The organism is Faecalibacter bovis, assembly GCF_017948305.1.
In the GTDB taxonomy this organism is placed as follows: domain Bacteria; phylum Bacteroidota; class Bacteroidia; order Flavobacteriales; family Weeksellaceae; genus Empedobacter; species Empedobacter bovis.
Genome location: NZ_CP072842.1, coordinates 177,575 through 193,707, shown reverse-complemented (window position 1 = coordinate 193,707; position 16,133 = coordinate 177,575). Strand labels below are relative to the sequence as shown.

The 16,133-nt window shown below is 30.4% G+C and carries 17 protein-coding genes; 9 read left to right on the top strand and 8 right to left on the bottom strand.

Annotation, left to right across the window (positions count from 1 at the left end):
- Positions 1-236: 236 nt before the first annotated feature.
- Both J9309_RS00880 and J9309_RS00875 read right to left on the bottom strand, forming a co-directional pair.
- Entirely contained in the window at positions 237-629 is a 393-nt protein-coding gene (locus J9309_RS00880; RefSeq protein ID WP_230476578.1) for a hypothetical protein, read from the bottom strand.
- Position 630: 1 nt separating this feature from the next.
- Entirely contained in the window at positions 631-1,722 is a 1,092-nt protein-coding gene (locus J9309_RS00875; protein WP_230476577.1) for an RHS repeat domain-containing protein, read from the bottom strand.
- A 645-nt stretch (positions 1,723-2,367) separates the two neighbouring features.
- Between J9309_RS00875 and J9309_RS00870 the strand changes: the two genes are divergently transcribed.
- The 4 genes from J9309_RS00870 to J9309_RS00855 all read left to right on the top strand — a co-directional run bounded on the left by J9309_RS00870 (position 2,368) and on the right by J9309_RS00855 (position 4,225).
- The gene (locus J9309_RS00870) at positions 2,368-3,123 is read left to right on the top strand and encodes a hypothetical protein (RefSeq protein ID WP_230476576.1); all 756 of its coding nucleotides are present in this window, start codon (positions 2,368-2,370) and stop codon (positions 3,121-3,123) included.
- Positions 3,123-3,524, top strand: coding sequence for a DUF5675 family protein (locus J9309_RS00865; RefSeq protein WP_230476575.1), 402 nt, complete (start codon positions 3,123-3,125; stop codon positions 3,522-3,524). Before J9309_RS00870 ends, J9309_RS00865 begins: the two co-directional genes overlap by 1 nt.
- 322 nt (positions 3,525-3,846) lie before the next feature.
- Positions 3,847-4,074: a hypothetical protein gene (locus J9309_RS00860; RefSeq protein WP_230475401.1), complete on the top strand. Its 228-nt coding sequence runs from the start codon at positions 3,847-3,849 to the stop codon at positions 4,072-4,074.
- Complete coding sequence (locus tag J9309_RS00855; protein WP_230476574.1) at positions 4,061-4,225, top strand: hypothetical protein; 165 nt, start codon at positions 4,061-4,063, stop codon at positions 4,223-4,225. The genes J9309_RS00860 and J9309_RS00855 overlap by 14 nt, the downstream gene beginning before the upstream one ends.
- 402 nt (positions 4,226-4,627) lie before the next feature.
- On the opposite strand, the gene J9309_RS00850 is transcribed toward J9309_RS00855, so the two are convergent.
- The 4 genes from J9309_RS00850 to J9309_RS00835 form a co-directional block, all read right to left on the bottom strand.
- The gene (locus tag J9309_RS00850) at positions 4,628-5,047 is read right to left on the bottom strand and encodes a DUF6943 family protein (protein ID WP_230476573.1); all 420 of its coding nucleotides are present in this window, start codon (positions 5,045-5,047) and stop codon (positions 4,628-4,630) included.
- A 1,940-nt stretch (positions 5,048-6,987) separates the two neighbouring features.
- Complete coding sequence (locus J9309_RS00845; protein ID WP_230476572.1) at positions 6,988-7,593, bottom strand: PIN domain-containing protein; 606 nt, start codon at positions 7,591-7,593, stop codon at positions 6,988-6,990.
- 18 nt (positions 7,594-7,611) lie between these two features.
- Positions 7,612-7,932, bottom strand: coding sequence for an STAS-like domain-containing protein (locus J9309_RS00840; protein ID WP_230476571.1), 321 nt, complete (start codon positions 7,930-7,932; stop codon positions 7,612-7,614).
- 41 nt (positions 7,933-7,973) lie between these two features.
- Positions 7,974-8,813, bottom strand: coding sequence for a hypothetical protein (locus J9309_RS00835; RefSeq protein WP_225542489.1), 840 nt, complete (start codon positions 8,811-8,813; stop codon positions 7,974-7,976).
- A gap of 1,759 nt (positions 8,814-10,572) precedes the next feature.
- Between J9309_RS00835 and J9309_RS00830 the strand changes: the two genes are divergently transcribed.
- From J9309_RS00830 to J9309_RS00820, 3 genes are read left to right on the top strand one after another with little or no spacing between them, the layout of a single operon-like run.
- Positions 10,573-11,085: a hypothetical protein gene (locus J9309_RS00830; RefSeq protein ID WP_230476570.1), complete on the top strand. Its 513-nt coding sequence runs from the start codon at positions 10,573-10,575 to the stop codon at positions 11,083-11,085.
- A gap of 51 nt (positions 11,086-11,136) precedes the next feature.
- Complete coding sequence (locus J9309_RS00825; RefSeq protein ID WP_230476569.1) at positions 11,137-11,748, top strand: hypothetical protein; 612 nt, start codon at positions 11,137-11,139, stop codon at positions 11,746-11,748.
- Between the two features lie 26 nt (positions 11,749-11,774).
- On the top strand, positions 11,775-13,352 hold the full coding sequence (locus J9309_RS00820; protein ID WP_230476568.1) for a fibrinogen-like YCDxxxxGGGW domain-containing protein: 1,578 nt from the start codon (positions 11,775-11,777) through the stop codon (positions 13,350-13,352).
- 357 nt (positions 13,353-13,709) lie between these two features.
- Here the strand turns inward: J9309_RS00820 and J9309_RS00815 are convergent, their stop codons facing one another.
- Together J9309_RS00815 and J9309_RS00810 are read right to left on the bottom strand one after the other, a co-directional pair.
- Positions 13,710-14,315, bottom strand: coding sequence for a P-loop NTPase family protein (locus J9309_RS00815; RefSeq protein WP_230476567.1), 606 nt, complete (start codon positions 14,313-14,315; stop codon positions 13,710-13,712).
- Between the two features lie 15 nt (positions 14,316-14,330).
- On the bottom strand, positions 14,331-15,158 hold the full coding sequence (locus J9309_RS00810) for a transcriptional regulator (protein ID WP_230476566.1): 828 nt from the start codon (positions 15,156-15,158) through the stop codon (positions 14,331-14,333).
- A gap of 356 nt (positions 15,159-15,514) precedes the next feature.
- Between J9309_RS00810 and J9309_RS00805 the strand changes: the two genes are divergently transcribed.
- Both J9309_RS00805 and J9309_RS00800 read left to right on the top strand, forming a co-directional pair.
- Entirely contained in the window at positions 15,515-15,694 is a 180-nt protein-coding gene (locus J9309_RS00805; protein ID WP_230476565.1) for a hypothetical protein, read from the top strand.
- A gap of 10 nt (positions 15,695-15,704) precedes the next feature.
- Positions 15,705-15,845 (top strand): hypothetical protein, encoded by a 141-nt coding sequence (locus tag J9309_RS00800; RefSeq protein ID WP_230476564.1) that lies wholly within the window; start codon positions 15,705-15,707, stop codon positions 15,843-15,845.
- Positions 15,846-16,133 lie beyond the last annotated feature (288 nt).

Sequence of the window (16,133 nt, the reverse complement as noted above, 5' to 3'; positions counted from 1 at the left end):
TATTCTTTACAGGTAAAGACATCTAACCATTCTACCACAGCAAAACTGACAAAATATAATCCGTTGGGATTATGAAATTTATAATTTCTGCTCATTAGCTTAGGTTTTAGTTTAAGCTATTAAAAAATAATAATTTTATAAAATTACAAATCCCACAAATATTACCTTGTAGGTTGTTTTATTGTTACTTGCTACACGATATAATCGTGCGGTAGCGGGAATCTATTTCTAATCATCTAAAAATTTAAATCTTCTGGATCTATAAAATTAGGAGGAGTTGTCCAAATAGTATCTTTATTTAAATATTCATCAGGAATAATTGTGTTTTCAAAAAGAAAAGATTCTGATATTCTATTCTTATTAAACATTATTAAAACTTTATTGTTTTTTTCTTTCTTTTGTTTATAAGTTGCTGAACTACCATTATATTTAATGTTGTTAATTATATACTCATAATAATAGACATTACTTCTTGTTGAACCATCTATATCTTTTATAATTCCAATTGTAAAAGATGAATTCCTGTACACCTTTGAAGCTTTTAAAGAATTGTATTTACCTATTGAGATTATTATTAATATGAAAATTAATAATAAAGAAATTACTGTTAATACTTTTTTCTTATTCATTTTATTTTTTAGAATTTTCAGTTATCATTTGAGATTGTAAATTATTATGAAAAGATTGTAAACCTTCATTAATAAGTGGAGATGCTTTATCTCCTAAAACACTCGTTCCTTCACCTAATTTCCCTAAACCATTCCCAATATATCCAGTACCTATTTTTAATGTCTCTGACATAAGGAATTCTGTTGATTTTAAGTCACTAAATTTAAGTTCACTGTTTATTAAATTTTGAGAAACATCTGACATTTCGGTCGTTATTGGTGAAATAAATCCTGGACTAACGCTTCCTATGGCTGCATTTATAAAATTAACTTTGTATTCACCTGTAAAAGTTTTAGAAATAGCAGCCTGCATAAAAACATCTGCTCCATATTTAACTAATATTATTGTACCATACTCTACTGCAATAGGTAGCATAACAATACTAATAGCTGTACCATTAATAGTATTGTCAATACTTTTAGATAACTTTCCATTATGCATTTCTAAATACCACTTAGTAGCATTCGGATCATTAAATAAATTATCATAACTTTTAAAAGCTGATTTTTCTATTGATTTTATATCATTGAAAGCAATATTAAAAAAAATACTTACTTCTTCTTTAACTTTAGTTGCGGTTGATTTTGCGGTAATAACAGCTTCAGCAAGTTGAACACAAGAACCTTTTTTACTACAATCAGTTTCATCTCCATTATTTGATTCAGAAGACATTCCTGTAGGATCTATAAAATAAATAGGATTATTTAATGTATAGTTGTAAGTAGAATTATCAGTAAATTTCTCAGCCAACGGGTCTATGTTAAACCAACGTCCAATAGCAGGGTCGTAGTTTCTTGCACCGTAGTCGTACAAGTTTAGGTTTAATTCCTCTTGTAGTTCTTTACCATTGTATTTGTAATTATACGTCGCAGAACCTGTAATAGGAGTATTTTCAATTAAACCAAAATCACCACCAATAGCAGCTTTGGCTACAATTGATATACGGGCACCATCTGTTGGATCTGTTGGTGTAATAATTACTTGTTGTAAAGGTTGATATCCTGTGTGTTTTAAACCGAATGGAAGTATATTATTTAAACTTAAAATTCTCAATCATTACGTTTTATGATGAGATAAATATAGATATTAATTTCAATAATAGTTTATTTTAAAATTTAATTTTAGAGAAATTATTTGTATAAAAAAAGCCTCGAAGTAAAACTTCAAGGCTTTTAGCGGAGAGTGAGGCTCCGGAACTATATTTTGTATCTCCCATTTTTAGCTACTTTAGAAATATGCAATTCAAAAGGTCGCTATAGGGTCGCTTATTTCAATAATTGGTTTAGAATGAACTTCTTGATTGAATTACAAAGATATTAAATTTATATCTCATTAACCCCCAAATACTCCTCTAATTCCTTCCAAGTAATGACCTGATGAGGTTGCTTGTTGTAATGCTTTTTGATTTGGTGATAAATGCGAAGTGATTGTCTATAACTTTTGCCGGTGATGATTTGGATGTCTTTCGGGTACACGCAAATTCGTTGTAACTTCTTGTTTTGCATAATTATACATTTTCATACACTATCTATACTTTATCTATACTGTATATATACCTCATCTATATGTCAAATGGTGACAAAAGATGAATAAAAAGTCATTTGGGATTTGCTGGTTTTAATAAAGTTACGGTTTTTTCTATACTTGTATTATATACCGGTAGAATATAGAATGTTGAATGATTAAAATGTTGAAGAAATGGCAAGGCAAAAGGGCATTATTAAGCTATTAGGTACTGTTGGTGACATTACCTTTTACAAAGCAAAAGAAGGGTTTTTAGCACGCGAGAAAGGTGGCGTGGATAAAAGCCGAATTATGAATGATCCTAACTTTCAGCGTACGCGTGAAAATGGAGCTGAGTTTGGTAGAGCAGGGGCTTCTGGAAAGATGTTGAGAACTTCGATTCGAGGAGTGTTATTAAACTCTGCTGATTCGAGAATGGTTGGACGTTTGACACGTGAAATGGTGAAGGTGATTCAGACTGATATGATTAGTGAACGTGGGGATAGAAATGTAATTAACGGTGATTTATCACTATTAAAGGGATTTGATTTCAATATCAATGGTAAGTTATCTACAACAATTTATGCGCCTTACACGACTACGTTAGATCGTGCACAAGGTGAGGTTAAAGTTGATATACCAGCATTTATTCCGATTAATATGATTAATGCACCATCGGGAACGACGCATTTTAAAATTGAAGCTGCTGCTGCAGATGTGAATTTTACGGATGGGACATTTAATGTATCAAATGCCGATACGGGAATTTTACCGTATGATTCGGTTGAAACTTCTGCCATCAGTTTAGAAACTGAACTACCTGCGAACAGTACAGAACCAATCTTCTTGGTTCTGGGAGTGGAATTCTATCAAGAAATTAATGGTGAAAAGTATGTACTGAAAAATGGTGCATACAATGCGCTACAATTAATTGATGTGAATCAACCGTAATGAAATTAGAACTGATACGTTCATATTTCCCTAATGGAACAAATGGTATTCTTCAAAATTCGAAGGGTATCATTTGTTATACGATTGAGTTGCCATGGTTGAATAATGAATTGAGAAAATCGTGTATTCCGGAAGGGAAATATGTTTTAGTGAAACGATACAGCCAAAAATACGGATGGCATATTTTACTGAAGGATGTACCGAACAGGACTTATATTTTGATGCATCCTGCGAATAATGCCAAAAAAGAATTGTTGGGTTGTATTGCTCCGGTGACTTCTATTGGAGGAGCTGGAATTGGATGGGAAAGCAAAAAAGCTTTTAATAAAGTAAAGGATTTGGTTTATCAAGCGATTGATAAAGGGCAAAAGGTTGAATTGGTGATTAGGAGTGAGATGTAAGACTTAAGACATAATGATATTTCACTTGATGTGATTCTGAAATGAATTCAGAATGACACTTACCGAAGCTTCTCAAGCTTCTCCTCTTAATCTCAAATTTGATGAAAAAAGTAATCAAAAAATCAAGACTACGATTTTCGACGGTCAATCATCATTTCGTTTCTCTAAAATGTTTAAATCACTCCTTTCAGTCGGTAAACATTTTTGCGATTCACTCAATGGATTGACACTCGTCTGCTAATCGCTATGTCGGGTTGATTTATGTAAGGCTTTTAATGCCATTTTTAAAAAATTGTGTAATTAAAAACGGATGATTTAACGGATGAAAATAATTGATCGATTACAATCCCCAACGCCTAAGTTGTTTCAATGGCTCCGAAATATCGGTTTGGTTTTAGCTGCTGTTGGTGGAGTGCTTTTAGCTTCTCCAGTAGCATTGCCGGAATGGTTAAATGATCTCGGTGGATATTTAACGGTTGCAGGTGGTGTTTTGGGTGCAGTTAGCCAATTGACGGTTGTAGATGGCGTGAATAAAGATGATACAGGATAGTCAAATGAAAATGGGGGTTCTCTGTGGTACAATATTTAGTATCATTGGGAATTTAGGTTTAAGTGATTTGTTACAAACTGCTATTCTTGCTGGAGTTGGTGCTTTTGTGAGTTTCGTGGTTTCTTACATTTTAAAGAAATTAGATAAATAAAAGTAAAGGTTCTTCAATGGAGGAACCTTTATTCATTTCTATATGTTCATTTTTATTCATGGATTTATTATTTTATGAATAATGTATTCATGAATCCTTCGGATTTGTCTTGACACAAAAACGAACCAAAAAAGTCAAGGCTTCAATTCTCGACGGTCAATCATCATTTCGTTTCACTAAAATGTTTAAATTTTAAACCGAAATCATCTCATGATTTCTCCTCTTAATCTCAAATCTTCGGTCAGTAAACATATTTACGTTACTCTCAATGGATTGACACTCGTCTGCGAATTGTTATGCCGTTTTTTTATGAAAATGATTTTCTTAACGCAGACGAATTAGAGGCTATTTTTGATTTTGGAGAAATAGAAAAAGGCTCTTCGTTTGAAGGGCCTTTAGTTTTTACTTAATGTGTCGCATGATGTACACCTGTTTCAGTTCTCGGATGAGTTGAAGTTGTTTAGCGATTGATTCTTCATATTTCTCCAATTCGAGATAGCGTTGAAAATCATTCTCAAATTGGCGGTAACTACAATATACTTTATGTGCTTTTTCATATACTACTTTTTTAAAATCGCTGATTCGGATATATGGAATAACGGATCCAAATAGATAAGCATCAAAAGCATTTGCTTTCCATGCAGTATATAAAATCGCTTTATACATTTCGTATTGTCTCCAGCTTTTACAATGGATCACAAAACAATTCGGACAAGGTTTTTCAAGTGGTTTCCCCACATTTAAACCTTTGGACAATGCAAATAGATCATTTGGTTGAATTTTCGCTTTGGCTGAAAAGTGTTTAATTTCTGGTAAATTCATAGCTAGGCATTTAAAAATTTATGCTCGCTACGCTTCGCAGAATATTCTTCCAAAGAAAAAACAAAAAAAAAGAAAGCCATTTCTCCTTATCAGAGGCATTTTAAAGGCAAGGTTTTACATCCAAATACAACCTGTATAGGTGGAGATTTTGATGTAAACCTGCAAGGCTTGACCTTGACTAAAAATGAATCGGATAGACCTTTGCGTTTCTTTTTGTTGGAATTTTTTTTTCAAAATTTTCTTCAATCAGGATTTTTGTTTGAAATTAAATGTTTCAATTCAAAAGTGGGCTGTGTTAAGATTCAGGTTTTTAAAATCGGGGAAATACGCGCAGGGAAAGAAAAGTTATCTACTATTTAAATAGGTGGCGAGGGATTGTAGCTGAACATCCCTTTAGGGTGTTTTGCTACACCGAGCCAATTGGTGTGGGCTAATAAGCTACCAAGCAGCACAAAAGTGAGGGGTTACGAATTGCACTTCGACTGGGCTCAGCACAGGCTTGCAATGGAGTACCGAACGATGTGATGCGACTAGCGATTTAGCGTAATAGACCAATGTACCTTTTATAAAACTTTTGCTTTTCTTGACCTGTAGCTATTAATGGGGTGGTGGGGAAATGTGGTTTAAGAGTAGAAGCTTCAATGAAACTTAGATATTGTATTTCTATGTTCATTTTTTTGCTTGATCAAAAAAACGAACCAAAAAAAAATCAAGGCTTCAATTCTCGACGGTCAATCATCATTTCGTTACACTAAAATGTTTAAATCACTCCTTTCAGTCGGTAAACATTTTTACGTTACTCTCAATGGATTGACGCTCGTCTGCGAATTGTTATGCCGTTTTTGTTTCTGAAATGTTTTTCTTAACGCTGACGATTTGGAGGCCGGTTTTTCTTTATATAAAAGTTTTTTTTGTTATGAAAGATTAAGTTTTCATGGTGGATTTTTATCCCGAATCAAGCATTTTTGTGTAGAACATTTGAAATTAAAAGGAGAAGCTTCAGTGTAGCTTAGGTATAGTTTGTATATGTTCATTTTTATTCATGGATTTATTATTTTATGAATAATGTATTCATGAATCCTTCGGATTTGTCTTGACACAAAAACGAACCAAAAAAGTCAAGGCTTTAAATCGTCTTGGCTAAAAATCCTTTTCATTTCGGGAATGAATTAAATCGCTCCCGATGGTCGGTAATTCATACTTGTCCTTCATAAAAAATGATTTTCTTAACGATGACGATTTAGAGGCCATTTTTATCTTTATTTAAGAGTTTTTCTTCTTATGAAAGATTATGTTTTCATGGTGGATTCTTATCGCTAATCAAACATTTTTTGCACCTAACGAAAGCCCTTTATCAGCATTGGTTGCTTTTGTTTTTCTGCTTTGTGAAAAACAGTAAAGAGCAACGAATGCTAGGGCTGTTTTTGCCCAATGGTGTGCAACTTTTGGTTTGAATAGTAATTTTCGAATCAAGTTTAAAATGAATAGGTTTTTATATTTCTTACTCAAAACCTAGCCATTTTTATAGGTTAGAATGATTGTTACTGAATGAAATTGAAGTTGCACATTATTGGAGTTTTTAAACCCGAAGCTTCTCAAGCTTCTCCTCTTAATCTCAAAGTTGCAATAAAATGATTGTAGCGATAATTTAAAACTTCAACAATCTCCAAAAATCCATCATCAAGGACTTTCGGAAAATGGAAGGAATCAGACCATCGGAAAGTGCCGTGATTTCAATCCAATAGCGTCTAACATTCCGGTGTATATACGCTGTTGGATGGATTTTACTTCCGAAACGAGTGAGAGATATTGAATTGCTGTTCGAATGGAACTGGATGGATTTTTTAGAAAGGGTTGGCGGATGAGGTTATAATAAAGTAAAAAATGTGAGATTATTGAAAAATCTCACATTTTTATTTTATCTATTTAAAAAAACTACATTATTTAGGAATATTTACTTGTAAGAATCTATTAAATAATGTATCGCTTTCTGTCATAACCTCTACATCCTCTACCCAAAAATCTTTATCATCTGTAATTAATATATAATTATTTGCTTTACAGATCTGGTAATAGTAATGATCATTAAAATCTAAATGAGTTGGTAAATCTTTAAGTATATGTTTTAATTTGAATTTTTCTCCTAATTCATCTGACACTAAATATAAAGTATCATGCATATCTCTGATTTCATCACATAACATCACATATGCTCTTTTAAAATCGGACGATTTTCTAAATACAGCTTTATAAAAATCTTTAGGAGGAATGTAATTTGGATCTTGTCTTTTCATTTTTAATAAAAACTTTTCCATATGTACATCTCTGAGAATACGATTAATTACTTCTGATAATACTAATGCGGTAACAACAATTTTACACTTACTATTATCTTGAATTTTCTCTACAAATGTGATGTAATTTTTGTCCTTGAAAGAAGGTTTAGATTTAGGAGTTAGAATTTTAATCCAAATGTTAGCATCTAAAAAATAAAATGCACCATCTTTTGGACGTGCATTTTGTGTTTTTGAATATTTATAAGGCATAATTAACCTTTTCTTTTTTTATAAAGAAACAATCATATTATCTACTAATTCATCGTATTGGTCTCCTAAAAGAGCGTTTTCAATGATATCTTCAACTTTGAATTTAAACATTGGTTTATCTTCTGGAAATACAAAGTTATTAATATTCAAATTGTTATAAATTAAAGCATATTGCCCTATTGATTCATTTAAAAAAGCTGTAGAAATACGCTTAATTCCTTCAAATGAAAGAATTAAAGAATCTGGCTTAATCTCTTTAATTGCATTAAAAACATTAACACCATCTTCAATATTTGTAGCTAAATTAGAATTTATAATATCTAAAATATTGATTTTCATAATTTTGCTTTTAAACGGTTTGTGTTTGCAAAGGTACAATACTAAATTTCAAATACCAAATTTACTATTGTACCTATGAATGGTTTATTAAAAATCTGTTTTTTCAAAGGAGAATTTTCAAGATTTTTACTCCAAAATGTATCACCTGTTATAATTTGAAAATCTCCATTACTTGAACTAAAATAATTATTTAAATCATATAAACCAAGCCCTCCTGGTGTATTTTTTTTAGTTGTATTTCTTTTTTCTAATGCCCATTTGATTGCTTGATAGTTTGACTGTACTTCATTCTTTGTTTTTTCAGCGATTGCGGGAAGAAAACCTATCCCTAAATCTACCATCGTAAAAATAAGTTTAGATTGTCTAGGGTAGTATTGACCACACACAAAGAAATCGTTTTCGGTTTGAGCATGAAGTTGAATATTACAAAAAATTTCATTTAATGCATCTAGTATACAATCACTCTGTTCATCAGATAAATTTGGCATACCTCTATGTTGCATCAAATTATTTTCTATATAATGATTGAAACCCTCTTTATCTTTCTGATCAAAATTTTGGAAAGCGATTGTTGAATTTCTTTCGTCCGATTTATAATTCTCTGAATTTAAAAATCCATTACGAAAGAGTACATCAAATCTATTTTCTAGAAATGCTAAATCTGTAGTAAACTTTAGATTATTATTATCTATTAATAATTGAATCATCGCTCCAAATATGGCGCTTAAATTCGCATCAAACCATCTTAGATGATAGAAATCGATAGATATTATACAGTCGAAATAATCTTTCGCTTCATTATAAAATTTAAATAATTCATTGATTCCTACAAAATTTGTAGTTAGATCACCTCCAATTTTAACAACTATCGTATTCTCCATATTTTACAAATCTATGTTTTCCCTTATTTCTACTATACTATTATTATATGATTTTTAAAAAGGTTATCAACAGGTTGTTAATTAACTACTATTAAATTAATTAAGCATGTCTATTTTGGATAATTCACGATAACAAACTTTATCAATAAATGATTGAGGTGTGAAATTTTAATGAAAGTAATATTAGAACTGATCACTCTATTTGTATATCATTCTTTAAAATATAAAAATGTTAAAGTCTACATTTCGAGATATTATCATTAAGTGGAGGGTGTATGAATATTTGTTTGATTCTTAAGTCAAAGATTAAATATCTTTAAATACTTATCTTAGAAAGTTGATTGACAGCTAACTTTTAAAATATAATAGCATATTATGTAAATATAAATCCTATTGTTTACACAATAACTATTATTGTTTTTATATCTTTTTTTGACAATTCCAATTTAATTATCAATAAAAAAACATTTTAAACCTATTTTTTAATGAATAAAAATTACTTAATAAATCAAATTTTTACTCATTATAAAATACAACATATCAGCACCTTAACTGATTTAAATCAGTTAAAAAATAACTCTGTTTTTTATCAAAAATTGATTTTTTTTATACCTTCGCACCGCTTTTACATCTTAAAGCAACAATTTTAGGTTTAAGTTGGTTATACAAAGCATTCATTTAAAGATTGTAGAGGCAAATAAAAGGTGCTGTTGGCGCAGCACCTTTTATTCAAATCGTTTAGCATACAATCTTTTAGCAATCAATAATTACTCTGTAAATTTATTATTTACAATTGAATTATCCTATACTTTATAAAAGTATTCTAAAGTTAAATGATTATTAATTAGATATATTATTAAATTTTAGCGGTTATTAGTATCATATTAATTTCCATTTTAATTGAATTTGTTTGTGTATACTACAAAATGAAAATTATATAATTTATACCTTCATTATAAAAATATAGGTAAAATGTAACTTTATACTTTTAAAAATTTTAGTTTCGATTATATAATAACTAACTCAAACTAGTATTTAGCTAACTATACCAACCACATACCGCTCTTAGGAGCGGTATTTTTTTGTATTATCACCAAGTATGGGTACGATAAGACTATAACTTTCATATAACTATAGTAAAATTAGACCATTAAAATACCGCTCAGTAGAGCGGTATTTTTTTTTATAGAAATTAGTCGATTTTAATTTACATAGAAGTTTATAATTCTAAAACTAACGCTCATTTATATGTAAGTTGGTTTTATAAAAGATTATATACTCACAGATTAATAATTTAACAGTTCATCCGTTATGTTATAATATCAATTATTTTTCTTAAAAACAGCCAAAAACAGCATAATCTATTTCTGTATTTTATGAAATTTAAATTCATGATAATTAAACTATTAACTTAATTATTTGATAATTTACTTCATTATTTATTAAATAGGTACATAAAATAAAATTTGAGATATAAAATAGTTTTTTGATGATTTTTGAAAATTTTCGGTAATTTTTACTCATTATAAAATATTTATAATCAATGATTTAAATCATCTAAATATTTTTAATCGCTTAATAATCAATTTAGAATTGTTTTCTAATTTTGTGCAATAAACTAAAACTAAAATTATTCAGCTCTGTTGAAGCTTGCTTTAATAATCTGAATAACAATAAAATTTCCTATTGAATCTTTAATGTAATCCGATCTTAATATAAATATTCATTACAACTAACAATAATACTAACTAACAAAAAAATGAGACATATCATTTTCTTATTACTACCCGTACTTGTTTTTTCAGGTATAGGTAAGGGTAAAACGTATTTTACAACTAATTTATGTTGGCATACAGGTAAAACTGCAATGGAAGAAAATCCTACTTGTATGCAGGGCAATGCCAATTATTACCATTGGGCTTTTGGATTTGTAGGACTTGGTTTTAAAGGTTCTTATGTTACAGGAAATGCGTTAACTGACAACACCTTTGAAGTTAGGTTAACTAATACTGCTAAACAGCCTATTGTATGGAAATTTGATACTAAAGATTTGCAGTTGAATATTGAAGATGTACATGTTACTGCTGTTTATGAGGCTGGTATGCAAAACTCTACCACTACATCTATTGACCTAACATTTGCACCCTATTCCACTAAAACTATTGTTTACCAACTGTCTGGTGATTTAAACACTGATCAGAACGCTATAAAAGGGATTTGGAAAAAATTCTTTTTTACCTATCATGACAGTCAAGCGATTATCGCACAATAAATCAAGAAAAATTATTTAATTATAACTATTAATTTTAAAAACTAACTCTCAATGTATAGATTTCTATTCTTGTTACTCCCTTTTATGCTCTTTGCACAAATTGGGGTAAATACAGAAAATCCGCATCCCGAATCCGATTTACACTTAGGCGGCTTAAATAAAACCATGATTGTAAATCATTTAACAGATTTAAATGCGATTACAGATCCACAATTAGGAATGATTGCCTATGATTCTACTTCTGGTTGTGTAAGAGGATATCAACAAGACGGTTGGTCTACATGTTTCAGTAATAATGTATCTAACCTATCCTTTGGATTAAAAGGAATAGGCTTTAAAGGAACATATACTAGTGGAACAACATTAACCAATGCCACATTTGAAGTCACATTAACCAACAATTCATCTAAACCTGCTATTTTAGGTTTTGGCGTAGAAGACCTACAACCAAATTTAGAGGATGTAAATGTTACAGCTGTTTATCAATCTGGCAGTAGTACAACTAATACTTCTACAATAGATGTTAATTTCCCTTCCAAAGGTTCTAAAACCATAGTTTATCGATTAACAGGTGAATTGAAACCACCACATACTACACTTGTTGGAATATGGAAAAAAATAACATTATCCTATAATGATACTCAAGAAATAACTACAAATTAAATTACTAACCGCAATAAATAAATAAAATGTTTAGATTCTTATTATTATTTCTCCCATTTATGCTATTTGCGCAGATTGGGGTAAATACAGAAAACCCACATCATGAAGCAGATTTACATTTGGCTTCTAAAAACAAAACTTTAATCCTTAATCATGTAGATGATTTTGCAAAAATTACAAACCCTTATCTTGGTATGATCGTATATGATTATATAGAGCATTGCTTCAAAGGATATCAACTAAGTGGTTGGTCTGATTGTTTTGGTGCCAAACAAGAAGATCCAGTTGTACGTGTAGATGGACCTGGTTTTAAGGGGACATACATACGTGGACAACAACTAACTGATGCTACATACGAGGTAACTATTACCAATAATACTTTTAGAGAAGCTACATTAGGATTTAATCTTACTGATTTAGAAATTGATCAAAGCGATATTACCGTAACCATGCTAAGTATTCCTAGCGAAGGTAAAAGTACTACTGACCCACAAGAATCTATCGACATCACTATACCTGCAGGAAGTAGCCGTACCATTGTTTATAAATTAAGCGGTACGCTTAATGCACCCTACACTAAGCTTACAGGGATTTGGAATAAAATTATTCTATCTCACGAAGATGAACAAGAGATTGAATATATAGCAGATTGTAACAATGGAACATGGGTAACAGATTTACCGTTAGAAGATGATGGACTTTTAAAAAATGGTAAAACATACAATTTAATATATACAGTTCCTATTCCTAATTCAGAAGGTTACTCTTTTGAAGAATTAAATATCACTAAAGATGGATTAACTCTTACAAGAGAAGTTGTATCTGGTTCTTTAAATGGAATTTTAAGATATACAATAACTGGTACCTACACCGGTCTAGATTTCACACCTGCAGTATTTGGTAATTTTGCCGGATGTTATTTTGCAGTAGGTAGATATCCTTATCACTGTAAAGAAATTAAAAATTTATATCCTAACTCATTATCAGGAGTTTATACGATTGATTTAGATGGTAATAAATTAAATGTACCAGCTTTACAAGCATATTGTGATATGGAACCAAAAGCTACTAAAAATAATATGATAGATAATGGAGGTTGGACATTAGTTTTAAATTATAATCATTTAGGTGGTACAAACCCTGTAAAAAAATTAAGAAATGATTCTTTTCCTATTTTAAAAAATAGCACACATGGATATGATGAATCTAATACAGAAGCATGGGGGCAAACATCAAAAGAGCTTTTACAATATTATCCTATAGTTGAAAATGAAACTGAATTAAGAATATTCGGTAGTACAAATCAACATAGCCGTGTTATACATTTTAAATCTCGTAACATTAATATAGTTAAAGCATTTATATACGATAAAACTTTATCATATGAGGGTATAAAAACTAACCATATACAATTTATTAATCATAATGGATTGTTACCACAGTCAGCTAATTCTTACTCTAATACTATACTTTCTCATACATTTTATAATTCCGGAAAAGAGTGTTGGAATATGGGAACCGATGGTCGATGGGAAGTGGATAATTACTTTAAAGATACTAATGGATGGAATTATCATACACTACACCAAGTATGGATTAAATAAGACTATAACTTTCATATAACTATAGTAAAATTAAACCATAAAAATACCGCTCAGTAGAGCGGTATTTTTTAAACTAAAATAAAATTTCTCAACACACTGTAAATATCTGATTAAAATCATTTATATTTTTAGTAATGAATGTTATATAAAACAAACCTAATACTTATCTTTGTAGCACTTTTATAGGTGCAATAAATTAGTTAGTTAGGATTTATAAATCTATGTAGAAGTAGGTTAAAAGGTGCTGTTATTACAGCATCTTTTTTTTTGATATATGTATGTTTTTTTCTAAATACTAACATATAGTAACTTCTTGCTAATCAGAATTATTTATAGATTAATTATAACAAATCGTTCCTATACTCTTTTATCTTTCCTATCTGGTGGAATAGAAATAACATTCATCATTTGACGGAGACGAGATCGGACACGTTCGGTATAATATTTTTCGATCTCGGATGCTGATAGGTTGGTTGTGATGTGGGTTTTAATTTTAAGATCAATAAATAAATCGTAACGGCTAAGGATGACCTCAGCCATTACATTGCATTCGTTACCGAAATATTTGATGTTGTTTTCTGTACCAAGATCATCAAAGCAAATGTTTTTCATTGGAAAATCGAAAGGGATTCCTTTGCTGTATTTGCTAATGGTGTTATAACCATCTCTGATAAACTCAAAAGAAACATCTCTGCAAGTGGTGTAATAAAACTTTTGTTCTTTGGCCATAATGGTTTGCATTAACCGGAACCAAGTTGTTTTTCCCATTCCGATTGGACCAGTTAATAAAATCCCTTTACTTAAATCCATTTGTAGCTCTTGACATTTCTCTTCATCATGCAAGAAATAAGCAGCTAAACGTACAATAAACGGAAAATCTTCTTTATGAAAAGTATATCCTGGATGAATGTATTTTCTTCCTTGTTGTTCTAAATGAAATAATAGCTTTTGATAATTAATCATCACATTACAATTTGGTTATAAAGGTTCGTCGTATCGTTTGTTGATGGATGTATCTAATGGTTTTTGTGCTGTAAATCGTGAATAATGTGTGTATTGTGAAGCATTAATCATCCAATTGTTTGCAGCTGCTTTCCAATTTTTCATTTTGGTCTTTCCCCCTACTAGCCAGCCAACCGACTCGAAATAATAAAAGAATTTTTCAGCATCAAGCATTGGCTTTCCTTTTTCTTGAAAATATTCTTTTGCTTCATCCAATGTTGGAATATTAGATTTTTCACTTGATTTTATTTCAGACTGTTGATCACTTTTATCGTTAGGTTTAGATAAACAATTATTATTGTTTATTGTTTTATTGTTTATATGTTTTATAAAAGGCTCGTTCCCTTTATCATTCGCTGTATCTAAAGCCGTATCATTTTGTGTACTGCTCTGTTTTATATCTGTGTTATTGACTTGATTATTTTTTGAACTCCTACGTTTTGAGAATTGTGCTGATTTTGTAAAATCAATGAGATACACTTTACTCCCTAAAAATGGATTGTACGAAGGTTCGTAAATGATATATCCATTATCATGTAAAATCTTCATGGAGCGATGATACGTGCTTTTAGACATGATCTTACTTAAACGCATGATTTCATCACGAATGACTACTATTGGATTAGAGAATTGATGCCTGTTCCATGTATTGAATAATGCTAAATAAATAGAGATTTGGCTTGGTGATATATCTGGATCACTTTGTACTTTTTGAAAGAAGAATGATAAATGTTTGATGTAGTTCATTTTGTGTGTATTAATGTATGATGTAAAAAAGTAATATGTATTAAGATTAATTTTCATTTTTATTCATGGATTTATTATTTTATGAATAATGTATTCATGAATCCTTCGGATTTGTCTTGACACAAAAACGAAACAAAAAAGTCAAGGCTACGATTTAGATGTTCTTTTTTCCTTGATGAAAAAACGAACCAAAAAAATCAAGGCTATAAAACGATTTACCTAAAAATGAATCGTGTTTCGGGAATAAATTAAATGATTCCTTTCAGTCACTAATTTATTCTAATCCTACTCACTTTTCATTTTCTTAACGGTATCGTTTTAAGGCCGGTGCTTTTTAGTAATGTTTAATTTAAAAAAAGTATCGGATGAAAATAGTTGATCGAATTCAATCCCCGACGCCTAAGTTGTTTCAATTGCTCCGAAATATTGGTTTGGTATTAGCTGCAATTGGTGGAGTGCTTTTAGCCTCTCCAGTAGATTTACCAAGTTGGTTAAATGATCTTGGCGGATACTTAACTGTTGCAGGTGGAATACTAAGTTCTGTCAGCCAATTGACCGTTGTAGATGGTGTCAATACACATGATTCAGGATAGTCAATTGAAAATGGGTACACTTTGGGGTACACTATTTAGTATTGCGGGGAACTTAGGCATAAATGATTTAGTACAAACTGCGGTTTTAGCTGGTGTAGGTGCATTTGTGAGTTTCGTGGTTTCGTATATTTTAAAGAAATTTGATAAATAAAAGTAAAGGTTCTTCAATGGAGGAACCTTTATTCATTTCTATATGTTCATTTTTATTCATGGATTTATTATTTTATGAATAATGTATTCATGAATCCTTCGGATTTGTCTTGACACAAAAACGAAATAAAAAAGTCAAGGCTACGATTTTCGACGGTCAATCATCATTTCGTTTCACTAAAATGTTTAAATCACTCCTTTCAGTCGGTAAACATTTTTGCGATTCACTCAATGGATTGAAACTCGTCTGCTAATCGTTATGCCGTGTTTTTATGAAAATGATTTTCTT